Consider the following 19,967-nt stretch of genomic DNA (forward strand, 5'->3'; position numbering starts at 1 on the left):
TTCATAATTACTTGTTTCATATTAAAATATGAGTGTTTACTTAATATCGTAATATATTATTCGTTTTTATTTTTTTTTTGAAAAGCGATTCCGTTGATTGGAGTGGCAGGCTGCGACTCCAGCGGGAACAGCGCGAGCTGAAAGCCCCGCAGGAGCATATGTTTTCGTAGTGACGAGGAGATTGAAGCCGTGCCCGCGGAAAGCATCCGCCTAGAGCGGAAATCAGCGTTGTTCGGATTTAACTATATAATATTCTTTATGAAATTGATTCAGGTAAGTGATTAAGTGTTTTTGTATTAAAAGGGCATACATCTATCTCCGTGTTTAAAATCCCAACGTTCCTCGAACTTCCGTCATATGAGACTGACTTACAGGCAATTCGGTCCCATCCTGCAACTGTATTAATAAATTGGAAGAAAAATCGCGTACAATTCGGTCAATAAATAAAATATTTACTATATAAGAGCGGTGAATTCGTAAAAAGCTATCTGGTAGACGTGGCTGCAAGTCTTTCAAAGTGATACTTGTTTTATATGGTTCTTTATTGGCATAGAACCATGTCTTTTTTTGAAGACTTTCTATATGGGACACTTTTTCAATTGGTATAGGCTTCCACTCATCCTCTTGCTTCCCAGTTAAATACTTATACGGAGAAGTAATGGGTACAGCATGATGAAGGGGGAGGAAAACAACTAATGCAGCCTTCTCTCCATTAATCTCAATTGGATAACCGATTCCGTAATAAGGAACCTGGAATAATGCATCCTCTAGTACAGCTTCTGTTCTACATCCTTTTTTTAGTACCAAATCCGCTAAACTATTAGTCTGGATTTTTTGTCCCTCTTTCAAATGAAGATCATGTCCCCCTGCAAGATAGTATATATACCGATCCCATGCTGCTATAGCAATAGATGCCCCTTTCGGTATCCATTCCTCCATTATTAAACTGTACTGTTTTAATTGTTCCTTTCTAAAATTCACTAGTACACCCCCGAAATCATATATTTAACATTCGTCTTTCCAATTCTTCATTCATCCTTATTAAAGGATATTTCATCCAAAAACCAATACAATAATAGTCATCGTGTTATATATTAGATTACAAGAAAAGGAACTGTTATGATACAGTGAAAAAGTCGTATTTTTAAATAATGTTCCTCGACAAACTATTAAGGGGTGTTTGGAAATGTCCAAAAGAAAACAACAGGTAGAAGAACTTCAGAAACAATGGAAAGAAGAAAGTCGTTGGATAGGGATTGAACGTCCATATTCCGCAGAGGATGTAGTGAAATTACGGGGATCTGTAATGATTGAACAAACATTAGCTCGCAAAGGCTCAGAGCGTTTATGGAGATCGCTTCATCAAGAAGATTTCATCAATGCACTTGGAGCTTTAACTGGAAACCAGGCAGTTCAGCAAGTAAAAGCCGGACTCCAAGCAATCTATTTAAGTGGTTGGCAAGTTGCAGCAGATGCAAACCTTTCGGGTCATATGTATCCAGACCAAAGCTTATACCCTGCTAACAGTGTCCCGGCGGTAGTTAAGCGTATTAACCAAGCATTACAACGTGCAGATCAGATTGATCTGGCAGAAGGTAGAGAAGATGATTTTGACTGGTTCGCACCAATTATTGCAGATGCAGAAGCCGGATTTGGAGGGCCATTAAATGTTTTTGAATTAATGAAAGGTATGATTGAAGCTGGAGCAGCGGGTGTACATTTAGAAGATCAGCTTGCATCAGAAAAGAAATGTGGTCACCTTGGTGGAAAGGTTCTTCTACCTACTCAAAATGCTATTCGTAATTTAGTTTCAGCTAGACTAGCAGCAGATGTAATGGGTGTACCAACTGTACTCATTGCACGTACAGATGCAGACGCTGCAGATATGATTACAAGTGATATTGATCCGCGTGATGCAAATTTCTTAACCGGTGCCCGAACACCTGAGGGATTCTTCAAAACAAAATCAGGAATAGAACAAGCAATTGCGCGTGGTTTAGCGTATGCACCATATGCAGATCTGATTTGGTGTGAAACGTCACACCCAAGTTTAGAGGAAGCAAAACAATTCGCTGATGCTATTCATGCAGAATTCCCAGACAAATTACTAGCGTACAACTGTTCACCATCGTTCAACTGGAAAGCAAACCTGGACCAAGAAACAATTGCAAAATATCAAGTAGAGCTGGGCAAAATGGGGTACAAATTCCAGTTCGTAACGCTTGCCGGTTTCCACGCATTAAATCATAGTATGTTCGAACTAGCGCATGACTATAAAACAAATGGCATGGCTGCGTACTCTAAGCTTCAACAAGCAGAATTCGCAAACGAGGCAAAAGGGTATACCGCTACTAAACATCAGCGTGAAGTAGGAACTGGATACTTTGATGAAATTTCACAAATCGTTTCAGGGGGAACTTCTTCTACAACAGCGATGAAAGGCTCTACTGAAGTAGCACAATTTGCTTAAACCAAATATGGGGATGGGAGGTTAGCGAAAAATGGAACAAATAACGACTAGAAGAATTGAAATTTTAGGGACAGAGGTTGAAGGGATTCACGGAATCTTAACGCCAGAAGCATTAGATTTTGTAGCTTCCCTTCATTATCTCTTTGATAATAGAAGAAAAAAATTGCTAGAAGAAAGGCAAGTTCGTCAGGGAAAGCTAGATAACGGTGGAACATTAGACTTTTTACCAGAAACAAAAGTGATTCGAGAAGGGGATTGGACAATAGCTCCACTCCCAGAGGATTTAAAGGATCGTCGGGTCGAAATTACCGGTCCGGTTAATCGTAAAATGGTCATCAATGCATTAAATTCAGGTGCAAAGACATTTATGGCTTGTTTTGAAGACGCTACTTCACCAACTTGGGAAAATATGATTGAAGGTCAGCTAAATATGCGTGCTGCTGTTCGCAAGACAATCTCCTATACACAGCCTGACACCGGTAAAGTATATAGTCTGCAAGAACAGCCGGCTGTACTTATAGTAAGACCTAGGGGGCTCCACCTTTTGGAGAAAAATATCCAAATTGATGGTGAGGCAATCGCGGGTAGCTTCTTCGACTTTGGAATTTATTTCTTCCATAATGCAAAGGAAGCAATTTCTCAAGGAACTGGCCCTTATTTTTACTTGCCGAAGTTAGAAAGCCATTTAGAAGCACGGTTATGGAATGATATTTTCATATATTCTCAACAACAATTGGGAGTTCCTAACGGGACGATTAAGGCAACTGTATTAATCGAAACGATTATGGCTGCATTCGAAATGGACGAAATTTTATATGAGCTTCGTGATCATTCTGCAGGTCTAAACTGTGGGCGTTGGGACTATATCTTTAGTTATATTAAACGACTCCGCAACCAGTCTCAGGTGATTTTGCCAGACCGAAGTCAAGTGACCATGATATCCCCATTTATGCGTGCTTATTCGCAATTATGTATCCAAACCTGTCATCGACGAAATGCATCTGCTATCGGTGGAATGGCTGCACAAATTCCGATTAAAGGGGACGATGCAGCAAACGCAGCAGCTTTTGCGAAAGTAAGTGAAGACAAACGAAGAGAAGCAATGGAGGGGCATGATGGAACATGGGTAGCACATCCGGGTCTTGTATCAGTCGCTTTGGAAGAATTCCAAGAGCATATGCCTACACCAAACCAGATACATCGTAAACGAGAGGATGTTCATATAACGGCAGCAGACTTATTAGAGGTACCTATTGGGACTATTACCGAAGAGGGTCTTCGCATGAATTGTAGCGTAGGGGTTCAATATATAGCATCTTGGCTACGTGGGAACGGAGCAGCTCCGATTAATAACTTAATGGAAGATGCTGCAACAGCAGAAATTTCTCGTACACAAGTATGGCAATGGATTAGACATCCGGAAGGAAAATTAGAGGATGGTCGAAAAATTACCATACCTTTAGTAGAACAAGTGTTAACAGAGGAGTTAGGAAAACTAAAAGCCGCATTTGGTAATGAAGTATTCGGAAATGGTAGCTATACAGAGGCAGCGGAGCTATTCCTATTGTTAATAAGAGAAGATGAATTTATCGAATTTCTAACATTACCAGGCTATGAAAAAATTAGCTGAATAATGAAACCATTCAAGGAGGTGATTTGTGTGAAAACAACTACTCAAGAACTAAACACAAAGGTTTGTCGTGAATGTGGATGTGTTATTAATGAGCAAGTAGAATCATCCCTTTACGAGTGCGAACGTTGTATCGGCTTGAATGAGGAATAACGAACATAAAAAACAGTGAAGGAGTTAGATCGCCGTCACTGTTTTTTTGCGTGCTTTTTACAATTATATATATGGAAGTTGGGTATCAGTGAATGTTCTATGCACATTAATTGATATTTTTTGTTTATTTTTCAAGTATAAAATTTTAGTAGTTATTAAATCAAATACCGCTAAAAATTCACAAAAAAGACACACTTCATCAAGCTAACCCAACAAAATTATTGGGTCTTATGGTATAATCCTTTTCTGGATAAAATAATTATTAAGTACTATATGTTATAGGAAGATAATAATATTCTAATTTGAATAGATAATGAAAGTAAATAATTGTTAATTTATAAATTTTGAATAATTGTAAATCCAGTATCATAAAATACCTAATTTAAATGGAAATTTGAAATGGGAAATAAGAGAATTGAGGGATTCGTCGTGAAGTTGTTTTTTAATTTAAAAACATCAGTAAAGTTGATAGCTGCATTTGTATTCATGGGCATCATTATTGGTGCTGTAGGGTCATACGGAGTGAAGAATTTAGGGAAATCCAATGGACAATTACAATTTATGTTTGATGAACGGGTTGTTCCGATAAGTAATCTTGGGGATGTTGAGACTTCATATCAGCGAATTCGTGTAAGTATTCGTGATATGGTATTCGTGGCAGAGACAACTTCTAAAAAGCAAGAGTTTGAAAATGTTATTAACACAATAAAAGAAGAGATTGATGCTGAACTAAAGGCATATGAAACTGGTTCTATTATGCTTGATTCTGAACAGGCAATTCTCAATGATTTATATCCTGCTTTAGAAGGATATTACTCTATATTAGATAGAGCTGTTGCGTATGCATACGCAAACGATCAGGAGGGATATTTAGGTATTGCTCCAGAATTTAAGGTATCAGGAGATACAGTAGAAGGTATTATTAGTGATCTTATTAGTCTGAACATTGATTTAGCAAAAAAATCAAATGAAGATTCAAATGCACAGTATTATCAAGCGCAAACTATGACTATAATTGTTATTCTATTTGCTGTGTTATTAAGTATTGCTATAGGGTACGGTTTTGCTCAAATGATTTCAAGACCATTGAAAAAGGTGGTAACTTTAGTTGGTCAAGTAGCAAATGGTGATTTAACACACTCAACAAATATTGATACAAAAGACGAAGTGGGAGTTCTAGCTACATCGATGAATGCAATGGTAATAAGTTTGCGTAAGTTGATGCAAGACGTAATGAATACATCTCAACAAGTAGCCGCATCATCTGAGGAGTTAACGGCAAGTGCTGAACATACTAGTCGTGCAACAGAGGAAATAACAAATTCAATCCAAGGAATAGCCTTAGGGGCAGAAACTTCTACAGCTAGCCTAGAAGAAAGTTCAACAGGTCTAGAAGAAGTGACACTAGGGATACAGAACATTGCAGAAAGCTCGAATAGTATCTCAGAAGCTAGCTCAAATGCAACTTCTCAAGCGAAAATGGGAGGGGAGTATGTTGGTAAAACGACTCAACAAATGCATGCGATCAATGAATCGGTAAATGAGAGTAGCGAAGCCATTAGGTCTTTAGGTAAACGATCACAGGAAATTGGGGAGATTACAAAGGTTATTACGGAAATTGCAAATCAAACCAACTTATTGGCATTAAATGCTGCAATCGAAGCAGCAAGAGCTGGAGAACATGGAAAAGGATTTGCAGTAGTAGCAGATGAAGTTCGTAAGTTGGCAGAACAATCTCAACAATCATCTCAACAAATTTCTGAGTTAATAAATGAAATTCAAGTAGAAATGACTCGGTCTAACGAATCAATTAATCAAGTTAAATCGGATGTGGAAGAAGGATTGACGATAGTTGGAAAAACGGAAGAAAGCTTTGAAGTAATCTTGGTTTCCTTGGATCAAGTAGGTATGCAGATAGATGATATGGCTGCGACAGCTGAACAAATGTCTGCCAGTGCCCAAGAGGTTTCTGCCAATGTGGCTAGTAGCACTTCGATGTCAAGAGATTCGTCCGCGAACTCCCAAACAGTTGCGGCAGCTACGGAAGAACAGCTTGCTTCTATGGAGGAAATTTCATCAGCTTCTAACAATCTATCTGAAATGGCTATGAATCTACAAGAACTTGTAAGTAAGTTTAAAATATAAAATAGAACCCCCTGACCTCAATCATTTGGATTTTGTTAGGGGTATTTATAATTTTAGTGAGTGTTTGTGTCATAATAGTAGTGATTCAATGATACCGGGAAAACAAGTGAGGTGTTAATATGTCGTCTGCTAAAAAAGATTTAAGGGTTTGCAACAAAGGGCACAAGTTTTATAAAAGTAGTAACTGTCGAACATGTCCAACTTGTGAGTTAGAAAACAAACCAGACAGTGGATTTCTTTCGCTGCTCTCTGCACCAGCAAGACGTGCATTAGTCCACAATGGTGTGACTTCTTTGGAGGAACTCTCTAAATTCAGTGAAAAAGAAATTTTGAAATTTCACGGTATAGGACCAGCCTCCATACCGACACTTAAATCTAGTTTGGAGAGAGAGAGTTTGTCCTTTAGAAATTAAAATCATCGGAATATTAGTGAGTAGGTAGTTCCACAGCCCCTACAAACGTAATTATTTTCGACTAGCTCGCACACGAGTTTGGAAGAATAATCACTTGTGAAAAGTTATCCCTACGCCATAAGATTTTATAATTCCTTAAAGAATACAAAATGCATCGCTTAATCACGATGCATTTTTTAGTAGTGTTTAAAAACCTATTCAGCAGGAAATGTTGTTTGAACGGTCTTTTGCCCACTTTTCTCTACATATTCAATGATTAGTTGTGTGCCTTCCTCCAGGTTTTCAAACTGAGATATTGCCACTTCTGATAATTGCATTACTTCTGTACCGCCATCTACATTTTTCACTTCAATGGAGTGAGGATCTACTAGGCCGATAAAGGTGACTTCCTGTGTTTGAACGACAAGTTTTCCAGGTGACGTCAATAATTCATAAGCTACTTTTTCTTTTTGCTCGTTTAACCCATTTGCCGTTGACCAAACAATTAATGTATAAGACCCCGCAGGTACTCCTGCAAGTTCTTCTTCTAGATTGAGTGGAACTGTCCATTCTTCACTAGGCCGTAGTTTCTTTTCTTGCATTTCATTTGTGAATGATTTGTTTGTTGAATATGTGTAAATGACTGTATTCGCTTTATTCAATAACTGGAATTCGATTTGTTGCCCACTCGACATTTCCAAAACAGCCTCTTCTGATGATTCATTTTTAATCGTAAAAGTACCCTCTCCATCACCTGTTAGATCAAGTTGTGTGGATATATGTTCCTCTATCGCGTCAGTTCCTGTTTTGGATTCAGTTGTACCGGATCCACAGCTAGCCAAGATAAAGAGAGGGATTAAGAATAGTAAGAACCAACTTACTTTTTTACCTCTTCTCATGTTGTACACCTCCTGTTTAAGAATTAGACCGCTTCCTGGATAAAAAGTTACACTCGATGAGAACAATAATTTTTTGCAAGAAAAGCGAAAGTACCATCAAAGAAAAAATGATGCGTCAGTTGAAACTAAAACCTGTATATAGTACGTTCAATGTGTTTAAAAGAAAATCTAATACTAAGTGAAATACAAAGTGTCGACTCCAACAGGGGTAAGCGAGAAAGTCCGATCTGAAAAGGCAAGCTTCCGGCTGAAATGTAATTCAGTGGAATTGTTAATTCTTAAAAATTATATAACCTATATCATTAAAAAAACTTCCCTGTGTGAGACACAGGGAAGTAGTTACTACGCTTTTACTGGGCTAAATTCATGAACCCACACAGTCATATGGGGCAACCAAGGCATACCGGGATGGTAAGCCAGGATAGATTGTTTATAGTCCTCTACTGATTCAAATCCTTCTTGTTTTGCATGTTCATCTGTCAAATCGCCTAATGTTTGTATATATACACGGTCTACAACGAAAGACTGACCTTGAAGCTCCATTATTTCGCCTACATCAGCATAGCGGCCATTACGTCGCGTGGCAGTTTTTTTTCCTTGTAATACTAAAGCAACATCGGATTCCATAGTTACTAATCTTTCAACGGAACACGTCTTTGCAGGTAAATTCGTTTCTTCGTGATTTGTCATAATTAGCCCACCTTGTTTAAAAATTTTGCTATTTAAAACTAAGTGTACACTTTAATTGGGTTTCTTACTATGAGGATAAAAAGACTATTTTTTATTTGTATAGTTCTGATCTCGTGTAAATGGCTCCGATACAACTGTATGAGCGAGCTCAACAGGAGTCTTGCCTTCTTCTTCAAAATATATTTCCTCTAAATCCGGAAAGTTTTCAAAATAGGAATGAACAATTGTTCCAATAAAAATATTCTCCCCAGCACTTCCTTGTACATTATCTAATCCCTTCATATTTAAAACTAGTTTCTTATTATCGTTTTCAATTCGATAATCAATCAGCTCGACATCAAGCTCCATAATTTCTTCGAAAATTTGATGGAATAGGTCTTCGGAGAATTCAAAAGTGGCCTCGTATGGCACCACGTTTTCCGCATTTTCATCACCTTTAAAGACTACAAGTGTTTCTGTAGTATCTGAAGGCACTACATTCTCTCCTTCATGTCCAGCCCATTCGTACGCTATCTCTTGTTTCTGCTCACTTAATTCTTCAGCGGTTGCCCAAGCCACAAGAGTGTATGATCCAGCCGACACTTCTGCTAATTCTGTTTTCAAATCAAGCGGAATGACTATTTCTTCACTTGGTTTCAGCACTTTTTCAGAAATCATTAGGACAAATACTTTATTAGCAGAATAAGTAAATACAGTATTCTTTTCATTGTCTAAAAGTTGGTATTCTAAATCTTGACCATTAGGATACGTTAAAGTCACTTCTTCATCTGTTTCATTTTTAATCGTAAACTTAGCATTACCATCCTCTTCAACTTCTATCTTTGTGGTGACACTTTTATCTTCCTGTTGCTCAGGTTCGTTTACGGTTGTAATACCTGAATTATCTGTTCCGCAGCTAGTTAGGATAAATATGAGAAAAATGGTAAATACACTTCCAATTATTCTATTCACTCTATTCACTCCTTTGCAAATTAGACAGTTTCACACGTAGAAAGTTACATTTTAATAAATAGTCTTTTTTTCTTAAGAATTTCTTCATATTTTCCCTACTGGAATGTTAAGGAATGAGGGGTACAATAAGTAACATAGAACGATAAGGAATGGAATCGAATGGGCAAAGGAGGTAAATAAATGACACAGTTTACGGTATTAGTAACAGATGATGACCAAGATATTCGAGATGGTATTGAAATTTATTTGAAAAATGAAGGCTACAGAGTTTTAAAAGCTGCGAATGGTTTAGAAGCATTGCAGTTAATAGAAGAAAACGAAGTTCATGTCATCATATTAGATATAATGATGCCGAAAATGGATGGAATTGCAGCGACATTTAAAATTAGAGAGCAAAAAAATATTCCTATTATTATGCTGAGTGCAAAAGCAGAGGATTCGGATAAGATTCATGGGCTCTCTATTGGTGCAGATGATTATGTGACGAAGCCTTTTCATCCGATGGAATTGGTGGCACGTGTGAAGTCTCAGTTAAGAAGATATACAAAATTAGGAAATTACCAAGGACAGCAGCAAGTGATTGAAATAGATGGTCTGATTTTGAATAAAGAAGCGAAGGATCTTTCTATAGAAGGTGAGTCCGTTAAACTAACGCCGATTGAATTTAAAATTACAGAGCTGCTGATGACTAATGCGGGGCGCGTTTTTTCCATCAATGAAATATATGAACGTGTTTGGAAGGAACCTGCATATAACGCTGAAAATATAGTAGCAGTTCATATCCGAAAAATTCGAGAAAAAATAGAAGCAGATCCTAAAAATCCTAGATATTTAAAGGTGGTGTGGGGCGTTGGCTATAAAATCGACAAGTAAAATGAGTTTTCTTTTATCTATAGTTGCAATTGTCTGTGGGTTACTCTGTTTGTTTTATTGTCTAACCAACCTATTGCCAGTGGTAGAAATTAGAGAGAGCTTTGTTGAAATTATTCAAAACATGAAAGAGGGGGTAGTGGGGTGAAAAAACCAATTATAAAGGATTTACTAGTATCTTTGTTAGCGGTAATGATAATTTTAGCATTCTTTACGCTAATTAGAGACGGTGGAAATTATATAGGTAAAACCTATTTTGACAGCGATGGTTTTAATGAAGAAGTGAGTAACTTTGAGTCGTCTGTTGTTTCCCTTGTTTTAGCTGTTCCTAAGATTGAAGAAGTTAAGAAAAATATTACCGTTACTGAGGAAGAAATAGAAGAATATCGTTACCGTTTTGGTAGTCTACAAGAGCAACTTGACTCCATCATATATCAGTATGAAGCAAGAACGGACGATGAATCCATTGCAGAACGCAATAAAAAAATGGAAGACATTACGAAAAACTTTGAGGATAATGTCTATGTGAGAGACAAGGTAATAATAGAGAAAGAAAAACAAGTGGATGAGTATTTTCGAGGATTAGAGCGAAGTAAAAATGAGTTTTTAAACTTTAATGGTGGGTTTATTTATAGCTTAACAAATAAAGAAACAGGTGAAGAATTTTCAAACGGAGACATGGACTCTAAACTTGCTTACAAAAAGGAATACTCTAATAAGTCAAATTTTTTAAGAGAAAATGTTGTAAATGAATATATAGAAAACTCTGGGTATGTGGAAGAGTTAATTGCTTACAGTTTCCCTCAATTTGAAGGAACTATTGCTATATCAGAAGCGAGTATTATGAATGGTGATCGAGCAGAGAGCTATCAGTATTTTAAAAAAGAAGAGAGATTATTTTTCGGAATACTTATCCTAGGTACTCTAGCAGCTATTGCATTTATTTTTATATGGAGAAAAAACAAGAGTCATTTTCAGAATGAGGATGGAAAGTATAGATATCGTAGCTTACCGGTAGATGTTCAATGGGGATTATTTTTTCTCACTATTTTTATTGTTTTTACTGCAATAAATGAGTTAAGAATCGGTATTATACATTATGGTGGTTATGATATCCCTATCTTTACGCTTATCATTGCACTACTATCTACAGTATTCGCATTTTATCAATGGATGTGGATAGAAAAAGTGTATGGAAATATAGAGTGGAAGAAAAGTCTCGTGTACAGTTGGTTTAAGTCATTAGAAGGATTTTTCCTAAAACGCACGATTGGTGTACAAACTTTGATCATGCTTGTGGTCATTTTCTTCTGGGGGTTTGGCACATTACTGTCAGTTGTTATGCCAATTGCTTTTATCGTTTGGGTTCCTGCAACGATGTTTATTGGTATACCAGTACTTGTGTTTTTATTGTCCAGAATGTCATACCTGAACCGAATTATTGTGAAAACAGAAGAAATGGCAAGAGGCGTTATTGGCAATGAAATCGAAGTGAGAGGGAAGTCACCGATTGCTGAGCATGCGGCTAACTTAAACAGACTTCGTGAACGAATAAAGTCCTCGCATTCCGAGCAAGCAAAAAGTGAACGCTTGAAAACAGAGCTTATCACAAATGTTAGTCATGATTTGCGTACACCGCTAACATCTATTATCACATATACTGATTTGTTGAAAAATCCAAGCATTACGGATGAAGAGCGAGCATCCTATATTGCGATTTTGGATAAAAAGTCAATGCGTTTGAAAACACTAATTGAAGATTTATTTGAAGTATCTAAAATGGCGACAGGAAATATCGAATTAGACAAACGAAAAGTGGATTTAACCCAACTCCTGCAGCAAGCAATCGCTGAGCATCAGGAAGATATTAATAAATCGGGGCTAGAGTATCGTGTAGCCATTGGCACAAAGCCAATCATGTCATATGTAGATGGACAAAAGTGGTGGAGGGTTCTTGATAACCTAATCATCAATACGCTGAAGTACGCAATGCCTAATACTCGGGTGTATATTAATTTAGATCAAATCGACGGAGAAGCAGTTTTTGTTATCAAAAATATAGCGAAATATGAGCTAGGTAACGACGTGAATGAATTAACCGAGCGATTCAAGAGAGCAGACACATCTCGTCATACAGAAGGCTCCGGACTTGGTCTTGCTATCGCGCAGTCTATAGTGGATTTACATGGGGGCAGTCTGCGAATGGATGTTGACGGAGATTTGTTCAAAGTCACTGTAATAATAGCTATAATTTAAAAAAAGAAATCCAAACGAGTGAAGGGTTCTGTTACCTCGAAAAAATAAAATTTAACTTGTTATATAAATCTAAAAATAGTAATGAGACTGGGACAGAAGTAGCCTCTATGTATGAAAAAAAGTGAAATCGCAAGCGCGATTTCACTTTTTTTACTTTATTTTTAAGATTATACGGATAAGATTTTATACGCTTGCCGCATATTTCCGGATATTCACAGCCATTAATGCAAGGCCGATTTCGTGTTCGACCTTAGATTTTCCACGAACTGAAAATCGGGTAAAACCTAAATTAGCCTTTTAGTATCCAAAAACTGGTTCCAAGTCAATCTTACGTTGACGATAAATGGCACCTGTTTTTCTTCTGAAAGCTTTGTTCGTACATATTCTTTTTGTTGTTCCCATTTCACCTGGACCATTAGCCCACGATTCGTACCTTCTTGTGACTTTGTACATAACGTTCGCAGCGGACAACCTGTACAATTTTCACATTCATACATTTTGAATTGGCACTGGAATCATGTTTTATCGGTACGTGTGGCATTGTATTGGAAGGTTAGTTGCTTTTCATTTGGACAAGTATAGCTGTCCTTTTTTTATACTTGAATTATGTAGGGTTTACTTAATATAGACGGGATATTTGTTGTTTGGAGTGAAGGCGGCGACTACCAGGGGACAAGCGTGTGGGAGAGACTACAGGCTCGACCTGTGCCCCCAGGAAAGCGTACGCCGTAACGGAAAACAACGGCTACGAAGTATATAGAAAAATAAAGCAGTTCTAATTTTGAGGTGGGTTTTGTCCCAGCTTCACTACTATTTTTAGTTTGTCATGTAGAAAAATTGCGGTCAAAAAAACACGTCAAATACATTGTAAAAGACGAGAATTTGTGTTAAATTTATATAGATATATGCTAAAAATATAAAGTAGCATTATATCCCTATTTTAAATTATACATTATACTTTTTCGTTTGTCAAACCCAAACTTTATAAGGAGTGGTTGCTATGGATTCTGAATTTCAGCTGGAGCAAAAACGAGTGGATAGTGTAATTGAGACAATAACAGCGCAAGTCATCAGATTAGAAGAAGAAACTTCTCGGAGTCGGAACGAACTGGTTAATATACGCAAACACTTTTGGGATGAAGTCAAGGTGAATGTTGATACCTTCGACGATTATCTTGAGACCATCATTGGCTTGAGACAAGAGACTCAAGCTCTATCAATTATTCAAAGTACCGATAGACATGTAACTAAGAAATTATCCACGCTTAAACGTATGCAAGAGGTTCCCTACTTCGGCAGAATCGATTTCATTGAAGAAGGAGATTCTACTCATGAACAAATTTATATTGGAATCTCCACACTTAGAGATGCAAGTGGTGAAGAGTTTCTTGTCTATGACTGGAGGGCACCTGTCTCAAGCGTCTACTATGAGTACCAGAATGGATCGGCTAAGTATGCAACTCCTGCGGGCGAAGTCCAAGGCATATTAGAGAAAAAATGGCAATATCTTATCCGAGGCGGTGTTCTCCAATCCATGTTCGATACAAGTCTAACCATTGGAGATGAGATTTTACAACAGGTGCTGGGCAAAGGTACAGACAAACATATGCACAATATAGTAGCTACCATTCAAGAGGAGCAAAACCGAATTATCCGCCACGATCGTGGAAGATTGCTCATTGTACATGGTGCAGCCGGCAGTGGAAAAACATCCGCAGCGCTGCAGCGGATTGCTTTTTTGCTCTACAAATATCGAGATAGTATAAATGCCGATCAAATTATTCTATTTTCTCCTAATTCGATGTTTAACAGTTATGTGTCCAATGTTTTACCAGAACTTGGAGAAGAGAATATGCAACAGGTCACATTTCAGGAATATTTAGACCGTCGGCTGAGTGGAGAGTTTCAAGTTGAAAATCCCTACGAGCAATTGGAGTATGTTTTAACTGCTGCGAATACCCCTTCCTACAGGTCAAGAGTTGAGAGCATTCGATTCAAAGCATCTCCACTCTTTTTTGAAGCTATCGAAGCATATAGGAAGTCGTTAGAGTTATCTGGAATGTTATTCAAGGATATAATTTTCAGAGGAAAGCCTATTGTTACAGCTGGCCAAATAGCAGATAGATTTTATAGTAACGACACATCACTCCGCTTCCATAATAGACTTGAAAAGTTAAAGGACTGGCTAACAAAGAAAATAAATGAAACCCAAAAGGTTGAATTAACTAAGCAATGGGTACAGGAGAAAATCGAACTGCTTAGCAACGAGGATTATCATAAGGCCCAGACCTACTTGGCGAAAAAACACGGTTATAAAGCAGAATCGATTGCAGATTATGAGCCCGAGCATGAAGCGCTTGCGCGATTAATTGTTCAACAGAAACTAAAGCCGTTGCGTAAAAGAGTAAAAACATTTAGTTTCATCGACATTAAGGGGATATACGAGCAACTTTTTTCTGATTCACTGAAAATTAAACAGTGGATAAAGGGGGAAGTGCCCTCGGAATGGACGGAGATTTGTCAAGCGACGATGGAGATGCTAAATGAAGGAAAGCTATCTTACGAGGATGCTACTCCATTCTTACTTATGAAAGAGCTGATTCAAGGATTTCAAACGAACGGTTCTATTAAGCACATACTTGTTGACGAAGCTCAGGATTATTCGCCGTTTCAATTCGAGTTTCTAAAGCGTTTATTTCCTTCAGCAAAAATGACTGTGTTAGGTGACTTTAATCAGGCGATATTTGCCCATGCAAGCGAAAAGGATAACTTTGACGCACTGATGAGCTTATACGGACAGCCTGAAACGGAAGTGATTAACATGACACGTAGCTATCGATCCACAAAGCCGATTATCGAGTTTACACGCAAGCTAGTACCTAACGGCGAACGGATTATCCCATTCGATCGCGACGGCGAGCAACCCGTTTTGACACAATTGCTGAATCACACAGAACTACACCGCTGCATCACATCCAAAGTCGCGACTTTGCGAAATCTTCGTTATAAGAGTATTGCTATAATATGTAAATCAGATGAGGAGAGTAAGAGTGCATACGAATCCCTGTCTCATATTGATGATATTAAGCTCGTGAAGAACAGCTCTAGTGAATATGAAGAAGGTGTTGTTGTCATACCGTCATACTTATCCAAAGGCATCGAATTCGATGCTGTCATCATTTATGATGCATCAGAGCTAGTATACGGCGATGAGAGCCTTCGTAGAGTTTTCTATACTTCTTGTACTAGAGCTATGCATTATTTACAACTTTACAGCGTAGGTGAACCAACCCGATTATTGGGAAACGTATTGCAGGAGAGTTTAATCCAATCTTGACATTATTGTAATTTTAACGATAAACACATGAGCGATTATCTAATAAAGAATAATTAATCAGCCAAAAATATGTAAAGTTCACTGCTTACATGTTTTTGGCTTTTTTTATAAAAATGCAGTCCTATTTTTCCAACCGACTGAACATCCACTGTTAGGTGCTCCTGTGTTGCTTGGACTCAGACATTGTTTAAAATCGAAACCCATGATATCTATGGTATATTTTAGATAGGTACTAATCTGTTATATACATATTGAAATGAAGAATGGGGATGAGAAAATGGAAACGTTGGGTCAATTTAATTTTGCACGAATATATACATTAGGTAGGATTAAACAGGTGAAAGATGTCGCATGGGATATACAACCACCTGGTTTCAATAACACTATTCGTTGGAATGTAGGTCATATTTTTGTAAATTCAGAGATGCTAGCGAAAAAGGCAATTCCTTCGTATGAAATTGTTCATCCAGAATGGCTAACTCTATTCGTCCCTGGAACAAAACCAAGTGAATGGGGTATTGAGCCTCCTACTTCAAATGAATTAGTCAGTGCTTTACAGGAACAAACAGAGCGGATAAAAACAGTGCTAGACAACAATTTATCTAATTTTCTAATAGAGTCCATGTCAATCGGGAACCTACATGAAATGAATACAGTAGAGGCACTAGTGCAATTCATAGTTTGGCATGAGGGAGTTCATGCGGGGATAATCCACGCATTGAACCGTGCTACAAGTGCGTAATGATGAAAATTTACATTGTAGGGTCAGTGGGGAGTGGCAAAACTACACTAGCTCGTAAAGTTGCTGCTGAGCTTCAAGTTCCGCACTTCGAAACCGATAATTTTGTATGGAATCATCAGCCAACGGGTGACGTTAGAAATGAAATGGATGTCAGAAATGAATTATTTAGTGATGCAGTACAGCAAAGTAAATGGGTAATAGAGGGCGTTCATATCAATTGGACTGACGAGGCATTACTAGTAGCCGATCAAATTATTTTTTTAGACATCCCCGTGAACAAAAGAACATGGCGCATTATAAGACGATACATCCGTCAGCTTCTAAAAATAGAAAAGGTAAATTATAAACCGACCCTAACTATATTCTGGAAGATGTTTCGGTGGAATAGATACTTCGAAGAACAAATGAAACCGGAGTTCATACAAAAATTTGAAGTTTATGGCACAAAAGTGCATTATCTTCGAACAAATGAAGAAGTAAAAAATTGGTTGCGAGAGATTTCAGTGGGAAAAAGCTAGCTAAACAAGTCAATGTAAAAAAGGATCACCATCTTCTGAAATGGTCATCCTTTTTTTTCATCGTATCTATTTCTTTTATTAAATAATCCAATTTACTTTGTATGTCTGATAATTGCTGTTGATTTACTTGCTTTTTTTGTTCAATATTCTTTTCTTCCTGTGCTAGTTCGGAAAGGGCGATGCCTTCGCCAATGGTTTCAATAATGTACCCAATTGTTACAATAACGGTTCCTAAAAATCCAACCTTTGCAGCTAGGTTAGTCGTTTCCTCGTTCTCCGGCTCAATAGGGTCTAGTGGTGGATTCATGCGCACTAACATCCTTTATGCTGTCTTTTTAGCTTTATTGTCCAGCTCCAGCGCCTAGCCCCTCGAGTCGCTTCAGAATTTCAGCAAAGGCAAAGGACGCCTTTAAGTGAAATTCTTCCAGCGCTTGTCAAGGCTGCCATAGGCGCTTGCGCTTTTCTTAGTAGCATATGATGACGCGAACGAATAAGTTATTTTTTTGTGGGAACCAGTTTATGTTCAAATGCATAGATAACGGCTTGTGTGCGGTCGCTTACCTCGAGCTTCGATAAAATATTGCTGACATGTGTTTTGGCTGTTTTCAATGCTATAAAGAGAGTGTCGGCTATGTCTTGATTTGTTTTGCCCTCAGCCATGAGTAGCAGTACTTCATGTTCTCGGTCTGTTAGATCATCATGAAGAGCATGGTCCGAGCCTTGGCGCATACGTTTCATCATTTTATTGGTTACTTCGGGCTCTAACACCGCATCTCCGTTTAATGTTTTACGAATAGAGTCAGCAATATGAGAGGCTTTGGAAGTTTTTAATAAATAACTGATAGCGCCAGCTTCGAGTGCAGGGTACACTTTGTCATCATCAATAAAGCTTGTGACAATCATTACTTTTGCTTCAGGCCATTGTTGAACAATTTCACGTGTAGCTTCTGCCCCACTCATTATCGGCATAACCATATCCATTAAAATTATATCTGGTCTATGCTCAAGAGCCATGTTCACTGCTTCTTTTCCATTAATAGCTTCTGCTACTACTTCCATATCCGGCTGTGCCTGCAAGTATGCGGAAACGCCGATGCGTACCATTTCATGATCATCCGCTAATAAGATTCGGATCATTCTCTCGCACTCCTTTCTCTAACTGAATTTTTTCAATATCTGTTTTTTCAATTGGCAGCTTCACCTCAACAATTGTGCCTTGAGAAGGAACAGAAACAATTTTACTTATTGCGCCGATTTCAACAGCCCGTTCCTGTACACTTTGCAATCCATAAGAACCGTTTTTGGAATCTACATGTTCAAATCCAACACCGTTGTCTTGAACGCGGAAGATAGCAAGATTATCTCGTTCAACGAATAATATATCGACTTCAGTAGCGTTTGCATGCCGCAGTGTATTGGATAACGTTTCCTGTGCAATGCGGAACAAATGATCCTCAGCACCTTTTGATAAAGGAACGTCTTCCAAGCGGTAACGAATCGTGAAAAATACCTTTTCCTGTAATTCCATAAGTAACTCTTCTAAACCTTCTTTTAACGTTTTATCATGTAAGGCTGCAGGTCGGAGATGCAGTAATAATGCGCGCATTTCTAATTGAGCCTGCTGTACAATTTTTTCAGTTTGTAGCAATGTTTTTGGAGCTTTTTCATGCTGAGTTTCTTCAATTTCCACCATAGCGGATAATAGCATGGATGCAGCAAACAATTGCTGAGACACGGAATCATGTAGCTCTCTAGCTAATCGTTGCCTTTCTTGCACAATCCGTTCCTGAATAAGCTTATCTTGAGCCTCCGCTTTTTCATTCGTAATACGCTGCAGTGTCTTACGCTGTGTTACGATAAGTTGCTCTAATTGAGTTGTTGTAACATGTAATCGCTTTGAATAGGTATACTTTTTCTTCGCTGGTGTAAATGTTTCTGCCTCCAGCAAAGGGCGTAGGCTAGTATCAATCTTTTTTTCCTGATCTCGAACCTTTTGTAGTGTGTTCATTGAAAAACTAAAACTCATAATTGCAAGAATGATAATAATCCATGCTCCAAAAGGAACCTCTGCATACTTTATTTCTAGTAGGGACCACCAGGCATCTTCATTTGGCCATCCCCATAGTGCATAGAGTAGAAGTGCTGCCAGTGTAAGTAAAATGGTAAAAATAGAGAGACCTTGCCCAAAAACAATCTTCATTTACGGATCACCTCAATATCCCCAATCCATGTAGATACGGTAATAACTAATTCAGAAGCGTATGTGACATCCTCTAAATAACCATCTTTCACTAAGACAGATTGGTTCCATAATCGTTGTACACCGCGACCAAAAATATCTGCTTCTCCAATAACGGTTGCGTAATGTATCCTTACTGGAATTTCATATGGTACATAGATGGTCACTTTCCCAAGGGACTGACGAATAGAAACGAAGGATGTACCCTTTGGCAAAACTGTTTGTGTTACATCAATTACTTGTTCTCCATAAAAGCTTTGCACGTGGACATCTTGCCACTCGTAAGCGTTAAATGGAGTCGTTTGAGAAGAAAATAACTTATTTTGAATAATACTATTTGGAGTTTCTTTATATACGGTGTCAAATGGACGTACCATTTTTTGAATGGGTTCATTTTTCCATAATTTGAACAAAATATAACCCATTATAGCTAGTAGTAGGAGTCTCAAGCTCCACATAGAAAAAACAGCAATGATCAAAAAGATAAATCCGGTCCAAAATAAAAAGCGAGTTCGTTTTCGCATGCTAAAATACATCATCCCAATGCCAAGAAGAACTAATACAATACTGCCGTTTCCAAAAATTGTAGCCTCTATGAACATAAGGAAAACAAAACAAATGAGTATAAAAGCTAATCTGTTTGTCTGGTTTTCTTTCATAACGAGTATTCCTCCT

General features: G+C 37.9%; 18 protein-coding genes and 1 pseudogene. 10 read left to right on the forward strand and 9 right to left on the reverse strand.

What is annotated here, in order from left to right:
• Positions 1–324 precede the first annotated feature (324 nt).
• Complete coding sequence (locus tag ACQCPR_RS01210; RefSeq protein WP_269922793.1) at positions 325–981, reverse strand: LytR/AlgR family response regulator transcription factor; 657 nt, start codon at positions 979–981, stop codon at positions 325–327.
• Positions 982–1,186: 205 nt separating this feature from the next.
• On the opposite strand from ACQCPR_RS01210, the gene aceA reads away from it, so the two are divergent.
• The 5 genes from aceA (at position 1,187) to ACQCPR_RS01235 (ending at position 6,811) form a co-directional block, all read left to right on the forward strand.
• Positions 1,187–2,470, forward strand: coding sequence for an isocitrate lyase (aceA, locus tag ACQCPR_RS01215; protein ID WP_340878746.1), 1,284 nt, complete (start codon positions 1,187–1,189; stop codon positions 2,468–2,470).
• Positions 2,471–2,501: 31 nt separating this feature from the next.
• The gene (aceB, locus tag ACQCPR_RS01220; RefSeq protein WP_427137951.1) at positions 2,502–4,100 is read left to right on the forward strand and encodes a malate synthase A; all 1,599 of its coding nucleotides are present in this window, start codon (positions 2,502–2,504) and stop codon (positions 4,098–4,100) included.
• A gap of 30 nt (positions 4,101–4,130) precedes the next feature.
• A complete protein-coding gene (yhfH, locus tag ACQCPR_RS01225) occupies positions 4,131–4,253 on the forward strand; it encodes a protein YhfH (RefSeq protein WP_139219695.1) in 123 nt (40 codons plus the stop codon).
• A gap of 399 nt (positions 4,254–4,652) precedes the next feature.
• Complete coding sequence (locus ACQCPR_RS01230; protein ID WP_427137952.1) at positions 4,653–6,398, forward strand: methyl-accepting chemotaxis protein; 1,746 nt, start codon at positions 4,653–4,655, stop codon at positions 6,396–6,398.
• Positions 6,399–6,517: 119 nt separating this feature from the next.
• Positions 6,518–6,811: an RNA polymerase alpha subunit C-terminal domain-containing protein gene (locus tag ACQCPR_RS01235; RefSeq protein ID WP_427137953.1), complete on the forward strand. Its 294-nt coding sequence runs from the start codon at positions 6,518–6,520 to the stop codon at positions 6,809–6,811.
• Between the two features lie 194 nt (positions 6,812–7,005).
• Here the strand turns inward: ACQCPR_RS01235 and ACQCPR_RS01240 are convergent, their stop codons facing one another.
• From ACQCPR_RS01240 to ACQCPR_RS01250, 3 genes are all read right to left on the reverse strand, one after another.
• Complete coding sequence (locus tag ACQCPR_RS01240) at positions 7,006–7,689, reverse strand: BsuPI-related putative proteinase inhibitor (RefSeq protein ID WP_090569954.1); 684 nt, start codon at positions 7,687–7,689, stop codon at positions 7,006–7,008.
• Positions 7,690–8,031: 342 nt separating this feature from the next.
• Positions 8,032–8,379: an ASCH domain-containing protein gene (locus tag ACQCPR_RS01245; RefSeq protein ID WP_090569951.1), complete on the reverse strand. Its 348-nt coding sequence runs from the start codon at positions 8,377–8,379 to the stop codon at positions 8,032–8,034.
• Between the two features lie 84 nt (positions 8,380–8,463).
• Entirely contained in the window at positions 8,464–9,330 is an 867-nt protein-coding gene (locus tag ACQCPR_RS01250; RefSeq protein ID WP_427137954.1) for a BsuPI-related putative proteinase inhibitor, read from the reverse strand.
• 180 nt (positions 9,331–9,510) lie between these two features.
• Between ACQCPR_RS01250 and ACQCPR_RS01255 the strand changes: the two genes are divergently transcribed.
• Entirely contained in the window at positions 9,511–10,203 is a 693-nt protein-coding gene (locus ACQCPR_RS01255) for a response regulator transcription factor (protein WP_093495326.1), read from the forward strand.
• Positions 10,204–10,344: 141 nt separating this feature from the next.
• The gene (locus ACQCPR_RS01260; protein WP_427137955.1) at positions 10,345–12,456 is read left to right on the forward strand and encodes a histidine kinase dimerization/phospho-acceptor domain-containing protein; all 2,112 of its coding nucleotides are present in this window, start codon (positions 10,345–10,347) and stop codon (positions 12,454–12,456) included.
• 183 nt (positions 12,457–12,639) lie between these two features.
• Here the strand turns inward: ACQCPR_RS01260 and ACQCPR_RS01265 are convergent.
• Positions 12,640–13,043, reverse strand: a pseudogene (locus tag ACQCPR_RS01265) (transposase); the annotation flags it as partial.
• Positions 13,044–13,456: 413 nt separating this feature from the next.
• On the opposite strand from ACQCPR_RS01265, the gene helD reads away from it, so the two are divergent.
• The 3 genes from helD (at position 13,457) to ACQCPR_RS01280 (ending at position 17,053) form a co-directional block, all read left to right on the forward strand.
• Positions 13,457–15,793, forward strand: coding sequence for an RNA polymerase recycling motor HelD (gene helD, locus ACQCPR_RS01270; RefSeq protein ID WP_427137956.1), 2,337 nt, complete (start codon positions 13,457–13,459; stop codon positions 15,791–15,793).
• 277 nt (positions 15,794–16,070) lie between these two features.
• Positions 16,071–16,535 carry a DinB family protein gene (locus tag ACQCPR_RS01275; protein WP_427137957.1) on the forward strand — a complete coding sequence of 155 codons (465 nt, stop codon included), beginning with the start codon at positions 16,071–16,073 and terminating at the stop codon, positions 16,533–16,535.
• Positions 16,536–16,537: 2 nt separating this feature from the next.
• Positions 16,538–17,053, forward strand: coding sequence for an AAA family ATPase (locus ACQCPR_RS01280; protein ID WP_427137958.1), 516 nt, complete (start codon positions 16,538–16,540; stop codon positions 17,051–17,053).
• A gap of 25 nt (positions 17,054–17,078) precedes the next feature.
• Here the strand turns inward: ACQCPR_RS01280 and ACQCPR_RS01285 are convergent, their stop codons facing one another.
• The 4 genes from ACQCPR_RS01285 to liaF form a co-directional block, all read right to left on the reverse strand.
• Positions 17,079–17,360 (reverse strand): hypothetical protein, encoded by a 282-nt coding sequence (locus ACQCPR_RS01285; RefSeq protein ID WP_090569933.1) that lies wholly within the window; start codon positions 17,358–17,360, stop codon positions 17,079–17,081.
• Between the two features lie 188 nt (positions 17,361–17,548).
• On the reverse strand, positions 17,549–18,190 hold the full coding sequence (locus ACQCPR_RS01290; RefSeq protein ID WP_090569931.1) for a response regulator transcription factor: 642 nt from the start codon (positions 18,188–18,190) through the stop codon (positions 17,549–17,551).
• Positions 18,165–19,253, reverse strand: coding sequence for a sensor histidine kinase (locus tag ACQCPR_RS01295; protein ID WP_427137959.1), 1,089 nt, complete (start codon positions 19,251–19,253; stop codon positions 18,165–18,167). The genes ACQCPR_RS01290 and ACQCPR_RS01295 overlap by 26 nt, the downstream gene beginning before the upstream one ends.
• Entirely contained in the window at positions 19,250–19,951 is a 702-nt protein-coding gene (gene liaF / locus ACQCPR_RS01300) for a cell wall-active antibiotics response protein LiaF (protein WP_090569926.1), read from the reverse strand. The genes ACQCPR_RS01295 and liaF overlap by 4 nt, the downstream gene beginning before the upstream one ends.
• Positions 19,952–19,967 lie beyond the last annotated feature (16 nt).

The sequence above is a fragment of the Psychrobacillus psychrodurans genome (assembly GCF_050209195.1).
GTDB classification, from domain to species: Bacteria; Bacillota; Bacilli; order Bacillales_A; family Planococcaceae; genus Psychrobacillus; species Psychrobacillus psychrodurans.

Coding starts and splice junctions, on each gene's coding strand:
- aceB (WP_427137951.1), top strand. CDS start 2,502: ATGGAACAAATAACGACTAGAAGAATTGAAATTTTAGGGACAGAGGTT.
- ACQCPR_RS01295 (WP_427137959.1), bottom strand. CDS start 19,253: ATGAAGATTGTTTTTGGGCAAGGTCTCTCTATTTTTACCATTTTACTT.
- ACQCPR_RS01285 (WP_090569933.1), bottom strand. CDS start 17,360: ATGAATCCACCACTAGACCCTATTGAGCCGGAGAACGAGGAAACGACT.
- aceA (WP_340878746.1), top strand. CDS start 1,187: ATGTCCAAAAGAAAACAACAGGTAGAAGAACTTCAGAAACAATGGAAA.
- ACQCPR_RS01280 (WP_427137958.1), top strand. CDS start 16,538: ATGAAAATTTACATTGTAGGGTCAGTGGGGAGTGGCAAAACTACACTA.
- ACQCPR_RS01255 (WP_093495326.1), top strand. CDS start 9,511: ATGACACAGTTTACGGTATTAGTAACAGATGATGACCAAGATATTCGA.
- liaF (WP_090569926.1), bottom strand. CDS start 19,951: ATGAAAGAAAACCAGACAAACAGATTAGCTTTTATACTCATTTGTTTT.
- ACQCPR_RS01230 (WP_427137952.1), top strand. CDS start 4,653: ATGGGAAATAAGAGAATTGAGGGATTCGTCGTGAAGTTGTTTTTTAAT.
- helD (WP_427137956.1), top strand. CDS start 13,457: ATGGATTCTGAATTTCAGCTGGAGCAAAAACGAGTGGATAGTGTAATT.
- ACQCPR_RS01290 (WP_090569931.1), bottom strand. CDS start 18,190: ATGATCCGAATCTTATTAGCGGATGATCATGAAATGGTACGCATCGGC.
- ACQCPR_RS01240 (WP_090569954.1), bottom strand. CDS start 7,689: ATGAGAAGAGGTAAAAAAGTAAGTTGGTTCTTACTATTCTTAATCCCT.
- ACQCPR_RS01245 (WP_090569951.1), bottom strand. CDS start 8,379: ATGACAAATCACGAAGAAACGAATTTACCTGCAAAGACGTGTTCCGTT.
- ACQCPR_RS01235 (WP_427137953.1), top strand. CDS start 6,518: ATGTCGTCTGCTAAAAAAGATTTAAGGGTTTGCAACAAAGGGCACAAG.
- ACQCPR_RS01275 (WP_427137957.1), top strand. CDS start 16,071: ATGGAAACGTTGGGTCAATTTAATTTTGCACGAATATATACATTAGGT.